The organism is Lysobacter ciconiae, from assembly GCF_015209725.1.
Lineage (GTDB): Bacteria > Pseudomonadota > Gammaproteobacteria > Xanthomonadales > Xanthomonadaceae > Novilysobacter > Novilysobacter ciconiae.
On record NZ_CP063656.1, the window covers coordinates 1133928 to 1150963 of the forward strand.

General features: G+C 67.5%; 13 protein-coding genes. 10 read left to right on the forward strand and 3 right to left on the reverse strand.

Annotated elements, in window-relative coordinates; all coding sequences use genetic code 11:
• Nucleotides 1-34: 34 nt before the first annotated feature.
• Complete coding sequence (gene cysS / locus INQ41_RS05270) at nt 35-1459, reverse strand: cysteine--tRNA ligase (protein ID WP_193986819.1); 1425 nt, start codon at nt 1457-1459, stop codon at nt 35-37.
• A 150-nt stretch (nt 1460-1609) separates the two neighbouring features.
• Between cysS and INQ41_RS05275 the strand changes: the two genes are divergently transcribed.
• The 7 genes from INQ41_RS05275 to argH all read left to right on the forward strand — a co-directional run bounded on the left by INQ41_RS05275 (nt 1610) and on the right by argH (nt 9398).
• On the forward strand, nt 1610-2065 hold the full coding sequence (locus INQ41_RS05275) for a hypothetical protein (RefSeq protein ID WP_193987227.1): 456 nt from the start codon (nt 1610-1612) through the stop codon (nt 2063-2065).
• Nucleotides 2066-2357: 292 nt separating this feature from the next.
• Nucleotides 2358-3389: an N-acetylornithine carbamoyltransferase gene (locus INQ41_RS05280; RefSeq protein WP_193986821.1), complete on the forward strand. Its 1032-nt coding sequence runs from the start codon at nt 2358-2360 to the stop codon at nt 3387-3389.
• A complete protein-coding gene (locus INQ41_RS05285) occupies nt 3386-4585 on the forward strand; it encodes an argininosuccinate synthase (RefSeq protein ID WP_193986823.1) in 1200 nt (399 codons plus the stop codon). Before INQ41_RS05280 ends, INQ41_RS05285 begins: the two co-directional genes overlap by 4 nt.
• Complete coding sequence (locus INQ41_RS05290) at nt 4575-5669, forward strand: acetylornithine deacetylase (RefSeq protein WP_193986825.1); 1095 nt, start codon at nt 4575-4577, stop codon at nt 5667-5669. Before INQ41_RS05285 ends, INQ41_RS05290 begins: the two co-directional genes overlap by 11 nt.
• Nucleotides 5670-5727: 58 nt before the next feature.
• Nucleotides 5728-7110: an acetylglutamate kinase gene (locus INQ41_RS05295; RefSeq protein ID WP_193986827.1), complete on the forward strand. Its 1383-nt coding sequence runs from the start codon at nt 5728-5730 to the stop codon at nt 7108-7110.
• Entirely contained in the window at nt 7107-8060 is a 954-nt protein-coding gene (gene argC / locus INQ41_RS05300; protein ID WP_193986829.1) for an N-acetyl-gamma-glutamyl-phosphate reductase, read from the forward strand. The genes INQ41_RS05295 and argC overlap by 4 nt, the downstream gene beginning before the upstream one ends.
• A gap of 21 nt (nt 8061-8081) precedes the next feature.
• Complete coding sequence (gene argH / locus INQ41_RS05305) at nt 8082-9398, forward strand: argininosuccinate lyase (protein WP_193986830.1); 1317 nt, start codon at nt 8082-8084, stop codon at nt 9396-9398.
• On the opposite strand, the gene INQ41_RS05310 is transcribed toward argH, so the two are convergent.
• Both INQ41_RS05310 and INQ41_RS05315 read right to left on the reverse strand, forming a co-directional pair.
• On the reverse strand, nt 9389-10573 hold the full coding sequence (locus INQ41_RS05310; protein ID WP_193986832.1) for a glutathionylspermidine synthase family protein: 1185 nt from the start codon (nt 10571-10573) through the stop codon (nt 9389-9391). The two genes, argH and INQ41_RS05310, sit on opposite strands and share 10 nt — an antisense overlap.
• A 4-nt stretch (nt 10574-10577) precedes the next feature.
• Nucleotides 10578-11120 (reverse strand): DUF1190 domain-containing protein, encoded by a 543-nt coding sequence (locus tag INQ41_RS05315; RefSeq protein WP_193986834.1) that lies wholly within the window; start codon nt 11118-11120, stop codon nt 10578-10580.
• Between the two features lie 407 nt (nt 11121-11527).
• Here INQ41_RS05315 and proB point away from each other — a divergent pair, with 407 nt between their 5' ends.
• The 3 genes from proB to INQ41_RS05330 all read left to right on the forward strand — a co-directional run bounded on the left by proB (nt 11528) and on the right by INQ41_RS05330 (nt 17016).
• Entirely contained in the window at nt 11528-12673 is a 1146-nt protein-coding gene (proB, locus tag INQ41_RS05320; protein WP_193986835.1) for a glutamate 5-kinase, read from the forward strand.
• 52 nt (nt 12674-12725) lie between these two features.
• A complete protein-coding gene (locus INQ41_RS05325) occupies nt 12726-14000 on the forward strand; it encodes a glutamate-5-semialdehyde dehydrogenase (RefSeq protein ID WP_193986837.1) in 1275 nt (424 codons plus the stop codon).
• Nucleotides 14001-14145: 145 nt separating this feature from the next.
• Complete coding sequence (locus tag INQ41_RS05330) at nt 14146-17016, forward strand: VWD domain-containing protein (protein WP_193986839.1); 2871 nt, start codon at nt 14146-14148, stop codon at nt 17014-17016.
• Nucleotides 17017-17036: the final 20 nt, after the last annotated feature.

Genomic DNA, 17036 nt, shown 5'->3' on the forward strand with positions numbered 1-17036 from the left:
CGGTGCAGCTCGCTTTGAAAAAGGGTCGGGCGACTCAGGCACGCTTCCAGCGTACGCCCGCCGAAGTGTCCTCAAGCACCACGCCTTCAGCCGCGAGCTGGTCGCGGATGGCATCGGCGCGGGCGAAGTCGCGGGCGGCCTTGGCGGCGGTGCGTTCGTCGATCAGCGCCTGGATATGCGCATCGTCATCGCCGCCGCGGTTGAACCACGCGTCGGGCGACTGCTGCAGCAGCCCGAGCGCGCGTCCTGCGGCGCGCAGCTCGGTCGCGGACGCCAGCAGCGGTGCCAACTCTGCCGGGTCCGGGTTTCCGCCCGCAGCAGCGAGCGTGTTGCGCATTCCGCGCGCCCTGGTAGCGATGGACGCCAGCTCCGACAGCGCCTGTGGTGTATTGAGGTCGTCGTCCAGCGCCGCTTCGATTGCGGTCGGTATCGGCGCATCGACAGCACTGGTCGACGCGGCGTCGCCCGCGAGCGCATCGATGTCGCGCAGCGTGCCGTAGAGGCGGTCCAGGGTGCGCGTGGAGCGCTCGATCAGCGCATCCGACCAATCCAGTGGCTGGCGGTAGTGGGCGGACAGCAGGGCGTAGCGCAGTGCTTCGGGTGGGTGCTTTTGCACCAGGTCATGGACGCGCTCGATGTTGCCGACCGACTTGCTCATCTTCGCGCCGTCGAAGTTGAGCATGCCGTTGTGCAGCCACCAGCGCGCGAACGGCTTCCCGCCATGGGCGCACTCGCTTTGCGCGATCTCGTTCTCGTGGTGGGGGAACTGCAGATCCACGCCGCCGGCATGGATGTCGATGGTCTCGCCCAGATGCGCGGCGGCCATCGCGGAGCATTCGATGTGCCAGCCCGGGCGGCCACGCCCCCACGGCGACTCCCAGCCCGGGAGCTCTTCGTCGGACGGCTTCCACAGGACGAAGTCACCGGGATCGCGCTTATAGGGTGCGACGTCGACGCGCGCGCCGGCCAGCATGTCCTCGATGTTGCGCCGCGAGAGCTTGCCGTAACCCTCGAAACTGGAAACGGCGAACAGGACGTGGCCTTCGGCCGCATAGGCATGCCCGGAGGCGATCAGCTGCTCGATCATCGCGATCATCGGACCGATGTGCGCGGTCGCTTCCGGTTCGATGTCGGGCGGCGCGACGCCCAGCGCGGCCATGTCATCGCGGTAGGCGGCGGCGAAGCGGTCGGTAATGACCGAGATCGGCACCTGCTGCTCGCGTGCGGCCGCGTTGATCTTGTCATCCACGTCGGTGATGTTGCGGGCGTAGGTCAACGCGCCGTAGCGCCGTCGCAGCAGGTCCGCCAACACGCCGAACACCACCGGCCCGCGCGCATTGCCGATGTGGACGTAGTTGTAGACCGTGGGCCCGCAGACGTACATGGTCGGGTGGCCCGGGTCGGTCGGCACGAACGCTTCGAGCCGTCGGCTCAGGGTGTTGTAGAGATGCAGGCTCATGGGGCACGCGAAAGAGACGTTGCGGCATTCTAGCGTCCGCAGGCAGAAGGGTCAGCCGCGCGGCCGGCGGGCCCACTACAGCAGTGATTCATTTGTCCCTCCCCGTTGCCGATACACTTGAACACCCCCTCGATCGAGTCCGCCAACACGATGATGTGTCTTCGCCTGCTGCCCCTTTTGCTGTTCGCCGTGGCAGCGGCTCCCGCCAGCGCGCAGGACGTGACCCTGACCCAGCTGGAGAACGTGCGCTTTGCCTACGCGCAGGTGCTGCGGGTGACGCCGGTGTACCAGACCCTCACCGCGACGGCGATGGTGGAGACCTGCACGCCCGACCCTGAGGACGAGGACGTGGGTTCGCGCCTGTCGCGGGTGGTGGGAGCGGTGCGGGGGGTGCTGGGCCGCCAGCCCGAGGAACCCGAGGAAGCCGGCAAGCGCGATTGCACGGTGGTGCCGGTCCGGCGCGAGTTCCAGCGTCCGATCGCCTACGACGTGGATTACATCTACAAGGGCTCCAAATACCGCTCGCGCCTGGCCGAGGACCCGGGCAACCGCCTGCGCATCCGCATCGGTGTGACCCCGGTTGTCAGCAGCAACCGTGAAAACTAGCCGGAGCGTGCGTAGATGCTTGCGGTGCCCGCCAGTGCATGCGAGGATCAGCGGTCAATGATTGCCCTCCGTGCCGACGCCGACATCCTGACCTCCGCCTACATGGCCGCAGGGATGACCTCGCGCGCGCGTCGACCGTTGCCCACCACTCCGGCCGGGTAGCTCATCGCACGTGCACGCAAAACAGGCGTGACAGACGAAAAAAGCCCAGCCACCGAGCTGGGCTTTTTTGTTCCCGGCACCCGATTTTCCGCCATCTCCATCCATCGCTTCCTCACTTCCGGACTGACGCATGACCCCCAGGCACTTCCTCAATACCCAGGACTGGTCCCGCTCCGAGCTTGACGCCCTGCTGGTCCAGGCAGCGGCCTTCAAACGCGACAAGCTCGGCGACCAGCTCAAGGGCAAGTCGATCGCGCTGGTGTTCTTCAACCCGTCGATGCGTACCCGGACCAGCTTCGAGCTGGGCGCGTTCCAGCTGGGTGCGCACGCGGTGGTGTTGCAGCCGGGCAAGGACGCATGGCCGATCGAGTTCGACCTGGGCACGGTGATGGACGGCGACACCGAGGAGCACATCGCGGAGGTCGCGCAGGTGCTGGGGCGCTATGTGGACATGATCGGCGTGCGCGCCTTCCCGAAGTTCGTCGACTGGTCGCTGGACCGCCAGGACCGCGTGCTGAAGTCGTTTGCCAAATACTCGCCGGTGCCGGTGATCAACATGGAGACCATCACCCACCCGTGCCAGGAACTGGCCCACGTGATGGCGCTGCAGGAGCATTTCGGCACCGCCGACCTGCGCGGCAAAAAATTCGTGCTGACCTGGACCTACCACCCCAAGCCGCTCAACACCGCGGTCGCCAACTCGGCGCTGACGATCGCCACGCGCATGGGCATGGACGTGACCCTGCTGTGCCCGACGCCGGACTACGTGCTCGATGAGCGCTACATGGGCTGGGCGGCGGACAACGTCGCCGAGAGCGGCGGCTCGCTGGCGGTCAGCCACGGCATCACCAGCGCCTACGCCGGCGCCGATGTGGTCTACGCCAAGAGCTGGGGCGCACTGCCGTACTTCGGCAACTGGGCGCCGGAAAAACCCATCCGCGACCAGTACCGCCACTTCATCGTCGACGAGGCCAAGATGGCGCTGACCAACAACGGCGTCTTCAGCCACTGCCTGCCGCTGCGCCGCAACGTCAAGGCGACCGACGCGGTGATGGACTCGCCGCAGTGCATCGCCATCAACGAGGCCGAGAACCGGCTGCACGTGCAGAAGGCGATCATGTCGGCTCTGGCCGGCAACCACCCCACCGAGATCTTTCCATGACCGACAAGACCATCGTCCTCGCCTTTTCCGGCGGCCTCGACACCAGCTTCTGCGTGCCCTACCTGCAGGAGCGCGGCTGGCAGGTCCATACCGTGTTCGCCGATACCGGCGGCGTGGATGACGAGGAGCGCACCTTCATCGAGCAGCGCGCCGCCGAGCTGGGGGTTGCCTCCCACGTCACCGTGGATGGCGGGCCGGCGATCTGGGACGGTTTCGTCAAGCCCTTCATCTGGGCAGGCGAGGGCTACCAGGCGCAGTACCCGTTGCTGGTCTCGGACCGTTACCTGATCGTCGATGCCGCGCTGAAGCGCTGCGACGAGCTGGGGACCCGGGTCATCGCCCACGGCTGCACGGGCATGGGCAACGACCAGGTGCGCTTTGACCTGACGGTGAAGTCGCTGGGCGACTACGAGATCATCGCGCCGATCCGCGAGATCCAGAAAGAGCACACCGAGGTCCGCGCCTACGAGCAGAAGTACCTGGAAGACCGTGGCTTCGGCGTGCGCGCCAAGCAACAGGCCTACACGATCAACGAGAACCTGCTGGGCCTGACCATGTCGGGCGGCGAGATCGATCGCTGGCAGGCGCCCGGTGAAGGTGCCACCGGCTGGTGCAAGCCGCGCGCGCAATGGCCGCAGCAGCCGCTGCAGGTCCGGATCGGCTTCGAGGCTGGCGAGGCGGTCAGCCTGGACGGCGCCCGCATGCCCGGACACACCATGCTGGCGAAGCTCAACGCGCTGTTCGCGGAGTACGGCGTCGGCCGCGGGATCTATACCGGCGATACCACCATCGGCCTGAAGGGCCGGATCATCTACGAGGCACCGGGCCTGGCCGCACTGCAGACCGCGCATCGGGCGCTGGAAGAGGCGGTGCTGAGCAAGCACCAGAACCGCTTCAAGCCCGAGGTCGCGCGCAAGTGGGTCGAGCTGGTCTACGAGGGCTTCTTCCACGATCCGCTGAAAACCGACCTGGAAGCGTTCCTCGCGTCCAGCCAGGCGACCGTCAACGGTGAGGTCGTGGTGGAAACGCACGGCGGCAGCGTCACTGCGGTGGCGATCGATTCGCCGCACATCCTCAACGCCAAGGGCGCGACCTACGCCCAGGCCGCGGACTGGGGCGTGGCCGAGGCGGAAGGCTTCATCAAGCTGTTCGGCATGAGCAGCACGCTATGGGCCGAGGTCAACCGTGCTTCCTGAGGTCCTGCGCCATCTTGAAGCCCTGGTCGGCTTCGACACCCGCAATCCGCCGCGGCTGATCGGCACCGGCGGCATCTTCGATTACCTGCGCGCGCAGTTGCCGGGGTTCCGGATCGAGATGACCGACCACGGCGATGGCGCGGTGTCGATGCTCGCCGTGCGCGGCCGGCCAACGCGGCTGTTCAACGTGCATCTGGATACCGTGCCGTCCTCGCCGGCGTGGAGCGCGGACCCGCACGTGCTGCGGGTCGACGGCGGGCGCGCGGTGGGCCTGGGCGCCTGCGACATCAAGGGCGCGGCGGCCGGGCTGCTGGCGGCGGCAGCGGTCACCAGCGGCAACGCGGCCTTCCTGTTCAGCACCGACGAGGAAGCCAATGACCCGCGCTGCATCGCCGCCTTCCTGGGCAGCGGCCACGGCTTCGAGGAAGTGGTCGTTGCCGAGCCGACCAACTGCGAGGCCGTGCTGGCCCATCGCGGGATTGCCTCGGTGCTGATGCAGTTCCAGGGCGCGGCCGGCCATGCCTCCGGCGCCAACGCCATCCACGCCAGCGCGCTGCACCAGGCGATGCGCTGGGGCAACCGGGCGCTGGATTTCGTCGCCGACCAGTCGCACCAGCGCTTTGGAGGCCTGACCGGGCTGCGCTTCAACATCGGCCGGGTCGAGGGCGGCATCAAGGCCAACATGATCGCGCCAAGCGCCGAGGTGCGCTTCGGTTTCCGCCCGCTGCCCTCGATGTCGATCGATGAGCTGCACCACCAGTTCGGCACGCTGTCCGAGCCGGGCGCAGTGGAGCGCTACGAGGAAACGTTCCGCGGACCGCCGCTGCCGTCGGGTGATATCGCCACCGCGGAAGATCGCCGCCTGCAAGCGCGCGACCTGGCCGAGGCGCTCGATCTGCCAATCGGTCCCGCGGTCGATTTCTGGACCGAGGCGTCGCTGTTCTCCGCCGCCGGGATGACGGCGATCGTGTACGGGCCGGGCCACATCGCCCAGGCCCATACCGCCGACGAGTGGGTCGAACTCGACCAGCTCGAGCGCTACGCCGAATCCATCCGCCGCATCCTGGACCAGCCACCCACCTGAGTTCCGCTGCGCCGGCTCAAACGCGTCCTGACAATACCGCCCCCATCAACGAATCCCCATGACCATTCCGCCTTCCGCGAACGATATCCAGACCCGCCAGACCATCGTGCGCCTGCTGTCCAGCATGGCCAGCGCCAAGGAGATCAGCCAGTACCTGAAGCGCTTCTCCCAGCTCGACGCGGCGCGCTTTGCCGTGGTCAAGGTCGGCGGGGCCGTGCTGCGCGATGACCTCGACGCGCTCACCTCGTCGCTGGCCTTCCTGCAGGACGTGGGCCTGACCCCGATCGTCCTGCACGGCGCCGGGCCGCAGCTGGATGACGAGTTCGCCGCCGCGGGCATCGAAAAGCAGACGGTGAATGGCCTGCGGGTCACCACGCCGGAGGCACTGGCAATCGTGCGGCGCGTTTTCCACGCCCAGAACCTGCGCCTGGTGGAAGCCCTGCAGCGCGGCGGGGCGCGTGCCACGTCCATTGTTTCCGGCGTGTTCGAGGCGGACTTCCTGGACCGCGCCACGCTGGGCCTGGTCGGCGAGGTGACCCGGGTGCACCTGGCACCGATCCAGGCGAGCCTGCAGGCCGGGTCGATCCCGGTCATCGCCAGCCTGGGTGAAACCACCGGCGGCCAGATCCTCAACGTCAACGCGGATTTTGCCGCCAGCGAGCTGGTCCAGGTGCTGCAGCCCTACAAGATCGTGTTCCTGACCGGGACCGGCGGGCTGCTCGACGACCAGGGCAGGATCATCGACTCGATCAACCTGTCCACCGAATACACCGACCTGATGAACCAGCCGTGGATCAACGGCGGCATGCGGGTGAAGATCCAGCAGGTCAAGGATCTGCTCGACAAGCTGCCGCCGTCTTCGTCGGTGTCGATCACCCAGCCCTCCGAGCTGGCCAAGGAACTGTTCACCCACAAGGGCTCGGGCACCCTGGTCCGGCGCGGTGAGCGGGTGCTGCAGGCCGACCGTTGGGAAGCCCTGGACCTGCCGCGCCTGCGCACGCTGATCGAATCCGCGTTCGGCCGCCGGCTGGCGCCGGACTACTTCGAGCGCACCAGACTGCTGCGTGCCTACGTCAGCGAGAACTACCGCGCCGCGGTGGTGCTGACCGACGAGGACGGCTTCACCTACCTGGACAAGTTCGCGGTGCTTGACGATGCCCAGGGCGAAGGCCTCGGTCGCGCGGTGTGGCAGGTGATGTGCGACCAGACGCCGCGCCTGTTCTGGCGCTCGCGGCACGGCAATCCGGTCAACGCGTTCTACTACGCGCAGTCCGACGGCCATTGCAAACAGGATCAATGGAAGGTGTTCTGGTACGGCCTGAACAATTTCGACGAGATCGCCCACTGTGTCGCCCACTGCGCCATCCGCAGCGCGACGCTGGTCGATCCGGCCGATGACGCCGCGGGTCCGTCGGCGGCTGCCGCGGGAGTGGTGCCATGAGCATGCCAATCATCAACGTCGGCCTGGTAGGCGCGCGCGGTCATACCGGCGCCGAGTTGATGCGCCTGATCGGCGGCCACCCGCGCTTCTCGCTGGGATTCGTGTCCTCGCGTGAATTCGCCGGCCAGCGCGTGGCCGACCACCACGACGGCGTCGTCGGCGAACTGCGTTACCAGAGCTCCACGCCCGATAACGTCGCCACCGCCGGCATGGACGCCTACATCCTCGCCATGCCGAACAACAAGGCCGGCGAGTATATCGCTGCCCTGGACGCCGCGGGAACCAACCCGGTGATCGTGGACCTGTCCGCCGACTACCGCTTTGACGCGGACTGGTATTACGGCCTGCCGGAACTCACCCGGAAGGGTTACGACGGCCAGCGCCGGATCAGCAATCCGGGCTGTTACGCGACCGCCATGCAACTGGTGCTCGCGCCCATGCTGGACGTGCTTGACGGCCCTGCGCAGTGCTTTGGGGTGTCCGGCTATTCGGGGGCGGGCACCACGCCCTCGGACCGCAACGATCCGGTGATACTGCGCGACAACCTCATGCCGTACGCACTGGCCGGTCACATCCACGAGCGCGAGGTCAGCCATCGGCTCGGCCATCCGGTCGAGTTCATGCCGCACGTGGCGCCGCATTTCCGCGGCATCACCATGACCGCCAACATGCATCTGCAGCGCGTCTTCAGCCGCGACGAAGTGGTTGCGCGCTACCGCGAGCGCTACGCCGACGAGCCACTCGTGCGGATCGTTGACGACGCCCCGTGGGTGAGCGCGATCGCCGGCCGGCACCACGTCGACATCGGCGGGTTCGCCCTGTCCGCGGACGGGCGCCGGCTGGTGGCCGTCGCCACCGAGGACAACCTGCTCAAGGGTGCCGCCACGCAGGCCATGCAGAACCTCAATCGGGCCTTCGCGCTGCCCGAGCTGGCCGGCATCCCGGTCTGATCCACGCAGGAAACCCAAGACATGACCCAGCTTCTCTGGCAGAAACCCGGCGTCCAGGTGGATGAGCGCATCCAGCATTTCTGCGCCGGCGCCGACGTGATCCTCGACCGCGAGTTCCTGCTGTTCGACATCCAGGCCAGCCGCGCCCATGCGCAGGGCTTGCAGATGATCGGCATCCTGGATGCGACCGAACTGGACGCGATCGAGCGCGAACTGGCTACCTTGGCCGACGACTTCGCCAGCGGCCGCTTTGTCCTCGACGAGACCTACGAGGATGGCCATTCGGCGATCGAGGCGCGCCTCATCGATCGGCTCGGCGATGCCGGTCGCAAGATCCACACCGGTCGCAGCCGCAACGACCAGGTACTGGTGGCGACGCGCCTGTGGTTGAAGGACCGCCTGGCGCGCCTGCGCGAGCTCTGCCTGGAAACCACCGGCATCGCGCTGACGCGGGCGGACGTCGAGTCCGGCTTGCCGCTTCCGGGCTATACGCATCTCCAGCGCGCGGTCGTGTCATCGGCGGGCATGTGGTGGTCGGCGTGGGCGGAGGCGTTCATCGATAACGCCGCTCGCGCCGACGACACCCTGGCCTGGGTGGATGCCAACCCGCTGGGCAGCGCGGCGGGCTACGGCGTCAACCTGCCGCTGGCGCGCGAGCACACCACGCAGGCGCTGGGTTTTGGGCGCATGCAGGTGTCGGCAACCTACGCCCAGCTGTCGCGCGGCAAGTTCGAGATGGCGGCCATTGAAGCGCTGTCCAGCGGCATGCTCGACCTGCGCCGCCTGGCCTGGGACCTGAGCCTGTTTACCAGCGCGGAGTTTGGTTTTGTGACCCTGCCGGCGCAGTACACCACCGGCAGCTCGATCATGCCCAACAAGCGCAACCCGGATGTCATCGAACTGATGCGCGCCAGCTACGCGAGCGTCGCTGCCGCGCGCAGCGAGATCGAGCAGTTGCTGTCACTGCCGTCGGGCTACCACCGCGATCTGCAGTTCAGCAAGGGCGCGATTTTCCATGCCTTCGGTCGCGGGCTGGGCGCACTGGAGCTGCTGCCCGACCTGCTGCGCAACCTGGAATGGAAACCCGAAGCGATGCGTGCGGCGCTGGAGCCATCGATGTACGCGACCGACCTGGCCGTGGACCTGGCACGGGCGGGTACGCCGTTCCGCGATGCCTACCGCCAGGCCGCCGATCCGGCCCGTTGGGAAGCCGGCGACGCGGATGCCAGCCTGGCGGCGCGCGTATCACCGGGGGCTGCCGGTGACCTTCGTCTGGACCTCCTTCGCGAGCGCCTGCACGCACTGGGCGGGCAGGCGGAAGGCGCGCCTCAGACGTAGATTTTCACGCTCGGCTGGACTTCGTCGATGATCGCGTGCGGGATGAACCGCGCGCTGTCGCGGGTGATCGCGCTGGCATCCTCGCGCACGCCGATTCCGCAGGGGTGGTCACCGACCACCCAGCTGCCGACCATCGGGTAGTTGCCCCAGAACTCCGGCAACGGATGCAGCGCCTGGCGGATGTTGGGGCCGCTGTAGGGCCCATCGCTCTCCTGCCAGCGCCCATCGGCCATGTGCATGGCGACGTTGGCGCCTTCGCGCGAGTGCAGGGGTTTGCGCACCCAGCCCTTTGCCAGCGCGGAGCCGTCATCGAAGCGCGACTCCAGCAGGTTGGGGTGTCCCGGATGGCGCTCCCACATCAGCGGCAGGATGCCCTTGTTGCTCAGCACCGCCTTCCACGCCGGCTCCAGCAACCGCAGGCCGGAGCCGGGCAGGGCGAGGCCGAACTCCTCGTCCATCAGGTCTTCCAGCGGATACAGCTTGAACAGGCTGCCGATCACCACGTCGTCGGTGTCGGTGAAGCGCCCGTCCGTGGAAAGCCCAAGGTCCTCGATGGCGATGGACGCACCATGCAGCCCGGCCTGCGCCGCACAATCGCGCAGGTAGGTCACGGTGCCCTGGTCTTCCTCGGAGTCGCGCACCGCGCTGAAGTAAAGCGGCGGCGGCAGTTGCGCGGCCAGCTGGCCAAAGCGCTCCACCAGCGCCTCATGGATCGAGTTGAACTGGTCCGCATGACCGGGCAGCGCACCGCGGTTGCGCTGGTCCTCCAGCCACTGCCACTGGAAGAACGATGCCTCGAACAGCGACGTCGGGGTGTCGTAATTCAGTTCGTAGAGCTTGGCCGGGCCATGGCCGTCATAGGCGAAATCCAGGCGGCCGTAGAGGTGCGGGTCGCGTCGTCGCCAGCTCTCGGCGATCCAGTCCCGGAACGGCTCCGGGATCGCGAGGCGGGCCATCAGCTCCTCGCTGGCAACGACCTCGCCGACCAGGTCCAGCGCCATGGAGTGCAGTTCAAGACTGGGGTCTTCGATGTCGTCTTCGATCTGGCGCAAGGTGAAGGCGTAATAGGCGCTTTCATCCCAGTAGGGCTCGCCGTCGATGGTATGGAAACGGAAGCCCGCCTCGTCCGCCCGCGCGCGCCAGTTGGAGCGCTCGGCAATGGCAATGCGTTTCACCCGGTCAACCGCCGGAGCTGGTGCGTTTGCGGCTCTTGTCGCCAAAGCCGCCGCGACTGGCGGTGACCGCGCGGTTGGGCTGGCTGGTGATCGGGGTCAGGGCGGTGCGGTTGGCGCCGGTCATGCCGGGCGCCGCCGGACGAGCCCAGCCGTTGGCCTTGTCGCGGAAGGCCGGGGCGGCGGCGGGCGCTGCAGCGGTGGCGCTGGCCGCGCGGCCCTGCAACATCTGCGACATGAAGAAGCCCGCCATCATCGGACCGATGAACGAGGTGCCCGAGCGCGTCTTCTGCTCCACGCATTGATCGGCGTCGTATTCCTGCTCGCACGCCTGCCGGCTGGCGAACTGTGGCGCCGAATCGGCGGCCTGCTGCTGCGCGGTCTCGAACGCCTGCTGGCAGGTCGACGACTCGCCGGTGGCGCGCGCGCAGTTGTCCACCGAGGTGTACACGCCTTCCTGCAGCTGGCCCTGCGGCTCCAGCTGGCATGCCGAGAACAGCAGCGGAGCGGCGCTCATCAACAGCAGCGCGGTGGTTTTCGATCGCTTCATGCCTGGACTTCCGGAGTGAAAATGCTGAGCCGATCTTAGCCGAATCCGGCCCTGCCCAAGGTCGGGAGACCGGCCACCGGGTTGGGTTGGGCAAGCGAGCCTGTTAGGCTTGCCTGCTTGTCGAATCCGGTTTTCCGGCGTCATCCACGACGTACCGATGTTCGGATTCGCACTTCCTGCGCCTGGCTGGTGGACCAGTGCGCTACCGGGGCTGTTACCCGTCAAGCCTGTTGACGCTTGAGTATCTGCAGCTTCTGGTTGCGACCTTCAACGGTCGCTGTTGGCGTGTTCGATCGCCATCGGAAGTGCCCAGCCGTTCGCGATGTCCGCGACCTGCCAGCGTCATTGCCCGACGGCAATGCCTGTCCCACCGCTGGCCACACACCCATGGAGCACTGGTTACAACGATGACGTCCGCATTTACCGAGCAACCCCTTCCCCCTTGGCAACGCGCTGTGATCAAGGTCGGCAGCAGTCTTTTGACCGACGGAAAAGGGGGGCTTGGAAAGCGCAACGCTGCCGCCCTGGCGGGCCTGATCGGCCATTTCGCCGATCAGGGGCGCGAGGTGCTGCTGGTGTCTTCCGGGGCCGTCGCGGCCGGTCGCGGACTGCTGGCCCGCCACAACATGGGCGTGATCCAGCGCCAGGCCCTGGCGGCCATCGGCCAGACGCCGATGCTCGCGCTCTGGCAGGGCCTGATGGAGCAGCCGGTCGCCCAGGTCCTGTTGAGCCACGATGACCTGCGCAACCGCCGTCGCTACCTCAATGCGCAGTCGACGCTGCGCGAACTGCTGCGCATCGGCGCGCTGCCGATCATCAACGAGAACGACACCGTCGCGGTGGCCGAGCTCAAGCTGGGCGACAACGACAACCTGGCGGCCGCGGTGGCCACGATGGTCGAGGCGGACATCCTGCTAATCGCGACCGACACCAGCGGACTGTTCACCGGACATCCGCTGGAAGACCCGGACGCCAGGCCGGTGCCGAAGATCGACGAGATCACCACCGACATCATGCGCATGACCTCCGGCGGTGCCGGCGAGCTGGGCACCGGCGGCATGTACACCAAGCTGGAGGCGGCGATCAAATGCGCCTCGGCCGGCATCGGCACGGCGCTGTTCTGCGGACATGACGCCAAGGCCATCGCCGCGCTGGCTGAGGACCGCCTGCTGGGCACCTACATCGAGCCGCACGGCGACCAGTTGGTCGCGCGTAAACAGTGGCTGCGGCACACACCGCCAAGCGGCGGCGCGATCCGGATCGACCCCGGCGCGGTGGAAGCTCTTTGCGAGCACGGCGCCTCGCTGTTGCCGGGTGGCGTGATCGGCGTGGAAGGTGATTTCTCGCGCGACGCGATGGTCGACGTGCTTCCGGCGGAGGGCAGCTGCAGGCTTGCCCGCGGACTGGTCCAGTACCAGTCCAGCGACCTGCGCCGCATCGCCGGCCACCACAGCAGCGACATCCAGAAGCTGCTCGGCTTCGACCACGGCCATTCGGTGATCCGCCGCGAGGACATGGTCCTGCTGGCGCCCACTTCAACGGCCGAGTTTTGAACACGCTTTCGACCCGGGTTTCGGGTCAACCAGACTTCAAGGAGAACTTTCGATGAGTGGATACGTCCGCGATCTTGCCCGGCGCGCCCGCGCCGCCTCCCATGTCATCGCCAAGCTGGACGCGCCCCGACGCGGCGCCATGCTCGAGGCGATGGCCAACGCGGTGGAGCAGGGCAGCAGCGATATCCTCAGCGCCAACGCACACGACATGGCGCGCGCCGAAAAGGCCGGCACGACCGGCGCAATGCTCGACCGCCTGCGCCTGGATGAGGGTCGGGTGGCCGACATCGTTGCCGCCATCCGCGAGATCGGCGAGCTTCCCGATCCGGTCGGCGAGGTGACCCGCAGCCAGGCCATGCCCAACGGGCTGAAGGTCGAGAAGGTGCGCATTCCGCTGGGCCTGATCGCGATGATCTACGAGGCGCGCCCGAACGTGACCGCCGACGCCGCCGCGCTGTGCCTGCGTGCCGGCAACGCGGTTCTCCTGCGCGGCGGCTCGGAGGCGCGCGACAGCAACATCGCCATCGCTGCCTGCCTGCACCGGGCGCTGCGCGAGCAGGGCCTGCCGCCGGAGGCCGTGACCCTGGTGGAGGACACCGCGCGCGAGCACGTGCTGGAGCTGCTCCAGCTGACCGACCTGATCGATCTGGCCATTCCGCGCGGTGGCGAGAAGCTGATCCATTTCGTTGCCGAGAACGCGCGCGTGCCGGTCATCAAACACTACAAGGGCGTCTGCCACCTGTATGTGGACAAGGCCGCGGACCTCGACCTGGCCCTGCAGCTCGCCATCGACGGCAAGCTATCGCGTCCGGGCGTGTGCAACGCGCTGGAGACGATGCTGGTGCACGGCGACGTCGCTGCTGAGTGGCTCCCGGGCGCGCTGAAGGACCTGCAATCACGCGGCGCGGAAATCCGCGGCTGCAAGCGCACCCGTGAGTTGTTCCCGGATGCATCGTTGGCGACGGATGAGGATTACGACCGCGAATTCCTCGCCCCCGTGCTGGCGGTGAAAGTGGTCGATTCGATCGACGACGCACTGGCGCACATCCAGCGTTTCACCTCCGACCACACCGAGGTGATCGTCAGCCGCGACACCGATGCGGTGGACCGGTTCATCCGCGAGATCCGCAGCTCGGCCGTGGTCGTCAACGCGTCCTCGCGCTTCAACGACGGTGGCCAGCTTGGCCTGGGCGCGGAGATCGGCATCTCCACCACCCGCCTGCACGCCTACGGCCCGATGGGGCTGGAGTCGCTGACCATCGAGCGCTACGTGGTGCGCGGCGAGGGCCAGGTGCGTCACCCCGACGTGGTCGCCGCGCAGGGCTGACCCTCGCGACGGCTGGTTCCAGCCGCCCCGCGCCACGAAGGGGCGGCTGTCCGGTTTCGCCGTTGCGATGGCGTATACCTGTTGACGCGATGCCCGCAGCCCGATCGGGCGGCGGCGCTCCACCACGGACAACAGGGAAGACCACATGTTTGGAAGGGATGCCTCGGCGAACGCCGCCGCCCACAGGTTGATTGCACTGCCGGTGCTGCTGCTCGCGCTGGTGATGTTGGCTGGTTGCGGTGACCGCAACCGGTCCACCCACGTGGAGGAGGCTGCGACCACTCCCGCGTCGGACAGCGGCATGGTCGACGGCCCCTGGGTCCAGGACCTGTGGCTGTATGAGCGGGTGTCGACCTTCGACGCGGACGGCCAGCGGGTCGAACTGCTCGACGAGATACTCGCGAACCTTCCAGGTGAGCCGGACGCCGCGGTTCAACTGCCGCACGACGCGCAGTTCATCGCCTACCCGCAGTTGCGTCCGTGGCTGTCCGCCGGTGACGACAGCCGGCGCGACGACGTCACCGTCATCGCAGGCCTGCTGCGGACGCCCGACGGCGAGGGGCTGGCGATCGTGGCCATGCCGGACAGGAACGCAACCGCCCCCATCGGCCTGGATGACAGCGTCGAGCTCGACCTGACCTTCCTCGGCGACCGGCTCACACCGGACGATCCGATGAGCATCGATTTCGCCTTCCTGCAGGCTTTGCCCGGACAGGACCCGGCGGGTGCCGGAGCCTTGGAGGTGCTTGCTCACCGGATGGCGGAAAACCGCATCCGCTACTACGGCGAAGAAATCGACGGAGTGGAAGAGCCGCTTGCGTTCGAGGGCGTGCTCGGCACTGCGGTAAAGGGCTCCACCCGATCCAGCACGCCGGCCAAGGCGGACCCGATGATGAAGGGGTTCCGCGACGGGTTGAAGGGCTGCCGCTTCGGACTGAAGTGTGTGCGCAAGTACTTTCAGAAGTTCGGTGGTGGCTCCTCCAAGAGCAACGACCTGATCCGTTGCAACCTCGGCGGCAATTGCTACGATCCGCCGCCACCACCCCCGCCGCCACGCTGCTTCGGCCGCTGCGGCGGTGTGCGCGGCGATCCCCACCTGAGCACCTTCGATGGTGCGAACCTCTCCATGCAGGCCGTGGGCGAATTCGTCGCCGTACGCGTGCCAAGGCTCGAAGTGCAGTTGCGCACGGCGCCGCGCCACTCCTCACGCACCGTGTCGGTGGTGACTGCCATGGCGATGGACGTCGACGGCACCCGCGTATTGCTGGATACCGACCAGGGTGGCCTTCGTGTACAGATCGACGGCAAGGCCGTGCCCCATGGCGCGGACGGCGAAGTGCTGGAGTTTGCCAACGGCACGCTGACCCAGTTCCACCGCGCGGTGCAGATCGCAACGACCGACGGCCACCAGGTCATCGCCAACAGCCCATCCAGCGGTTTCATCGACTTCACGATGGAGTTGGCCGCGGGAGTTGCAGCGACCGGGCTGCTGGGCAACCACGACGGTGATCCGAGGAACGACTTCCGCACGCGCGACGGCAAGGTCCTAGCACAGCCGCTGGACAACGAGAAGCTATACAAGGTTTTCGCTGACGGGTGGCGGGTTGCCGATGACGAATCGCTGTTCAACTATCGCGACGGCGAATCCACTGCGACCTACACCGACCGGACGTTCCCGGAAAAGCACGTGACCCGCCAGAGCCTGCCGGCGGATCTGCTCAGGCGCGCCGAAGCCGTTTGCCGCGAGTCCGGTGTCGCGCTGCAGCCCTTCCTCGACCAGTGCATTTTCGACTACGCGGTGACCGGCGAGATGGCCTTCGTCTCCGCCGCACAGCGCAGCGCGACGATCGCTGGCGGCACGGCCGGGATGACCAGCGCGGCCCCGGGCGAGGCTGACAGGAAAGTCGAGCCAGCGGCGCCCAACGATCCCAACGCACAGGCCACGCTGAAGGTGGCGGCGAGCGCGCCGGCCGGATCCACGGTGCGCGTTAGCTGGGCCGGGCCCAACGAACCCTACGACTATATCGCTGTGGCACGCCCCGGCACACCGGGTCGCGAATCGGTTAATCACACCGGGACGGATGCGGGCAATCCGCTGCACCTGCTACTGCCGGCGGAGGCGGGCAAGTGGGAGGTCAGGTACGTGCAGTACGAGGGCCGCAAGGTGCTCGCCACCCAGGAGATCACCACGACGCCGCTGGAGGCGAGCGTGCAGGCTACTGACACCGCTCCGGCCGGGGCCAAGGTCAGCGTGCAATGGACGGGCCCCAATTACCCGCACGACGTTATTTCGGTGGTGCGCGCCGGCGCCCCCGGAAGGGAGTCGGTAAACCACACGCCGACCACCGCCGGCACGCCGCTGAATCTGCTCATGCCCGCGGATCCCGGTGAGTGGGAGGTTCGCTACGTGCAGTACCAGGACCACAAGGTGCTGGCCCGCACGAGCATCACCACCACTGCCCTGGAAGCCAAGCTGGACATCCCGGCGACCGCGCCGGCCGGCTCCACCATCGACGTCGGCTGGACCGGGCCGAACTACCCCTACGACCACGTCTCGGTAGTGCGTGCCGGCGCAGCGGGCAGGGACTCGGTGAACCACACGCCCACCGAGGCCGGCACTCCGCTGAAGCTGCGGCTGCCTGCGGAACCCGGTGAGTGGGAGGTCCGCTATGTGCAGTACCAGGATCACAAGGTATTGGCACGCAAGTTGATCAGCACCACGCCGGTGACCGCGAATCTGGAGGTCCCGGCGAGCGCGGCGGCGGGATCAAAAATAGCCGTTGAATGGACGGGACCGGGCTACGCCTATGACTTTATCGCGGTGGCCAAGCCAGGCACGGAGGGCAGAAGTTCGGTGGAACACAGCCCGGCCGGGGATGGCAGCCCGCTCCAGGTCAAGGTGCCCGACGAGCCGGGCACTTGGGAGGTCCGCTACGTGCAGTACCAGGACCACAAGGTGCTGGCGAGGAAAACGCTGACGGTCACGGCCGCCGATCCCCCCGAATCCGGCGACTAGCGCGGCAGGGCTCCCTCCAT

Bases quoted from the DNA above. Each gene is read 5' to 3' on its own strand.
- cysS (WP_193986819.1), bottom strand. From the start codon at position 1,459: ATGAGCCTGCATCTCTACAACACCCTGAGCCGACGGCTCGAAGCGTTC.
- INQ41_RS05275 (WP_193987227.1), top strand. From the start codon at position 1,610: ATGATGTGTCTTCGCCTGCTGCCCCTTTTGCTGTTCGCCGTGGCAGCG.
- INQ41_RS05280 (WP_193986821.1), top strand. From the start codon at position 2,358: ATGACCCCCAGGCACTTCCTCAATACCCAGGACTGGTCCCGCTCCGAG.
- INQ41_RS05285 (WP_193986823.1), top strand. From the start codon at position 3,386: ATGACCGACAAGACCATCGTCCTCGCCTTTTCCGGCGGCCTCGACACC.
- INQ41_RS05295 (WP_193986827.1), top strand. From the start codon at position 5,728: ATGACCATTCCGCCTTCCGCGAACGATATCCAGACCCGCCAGACCATC.
- argC (WP_193986829.1), top strand. From the start codon at position 7,107: ATGAGCATGCCAATCATCAACGTCGGCCTGGTAGGCGCGCGCGGTCAT.
- argH (WP_193986830.1), top strand. From the start codon at position 8,082: ATGACCCAGCTTCTCTGGCAGAAACCCGGCGTCCAGGTGGATGAGCGC.
- INQ41_RS05315 (WP_193986834.1), bottom strand. From the start codon at position 11,120: ATGAAGCGATCGAAAACCACCGCGCTGCTGTTGATGAGCGCCGCTCCG.
- proB (WP_193986835.1), top strand. From the start codon at position 11,528: ATGACGTCCGCATTTACCGAGCAACCCCTTCCCCCTTGGCAACGCGCT.
- INQ41_RS05325 (WP_193986837.1), top strand. From the start codon at position 12,726: ATGAGTGGATACGTCCGCGATCTTGCCCGGCGCGCCCGCGCCGCCTCC.
- INQ41_RS05330 (WP_193986839.1), top strand. From the start codon at position 14,146: ATGTTTGGAAGGGATGCCTCGGCGAACGCCGCCGCCCACAGGTTGATT.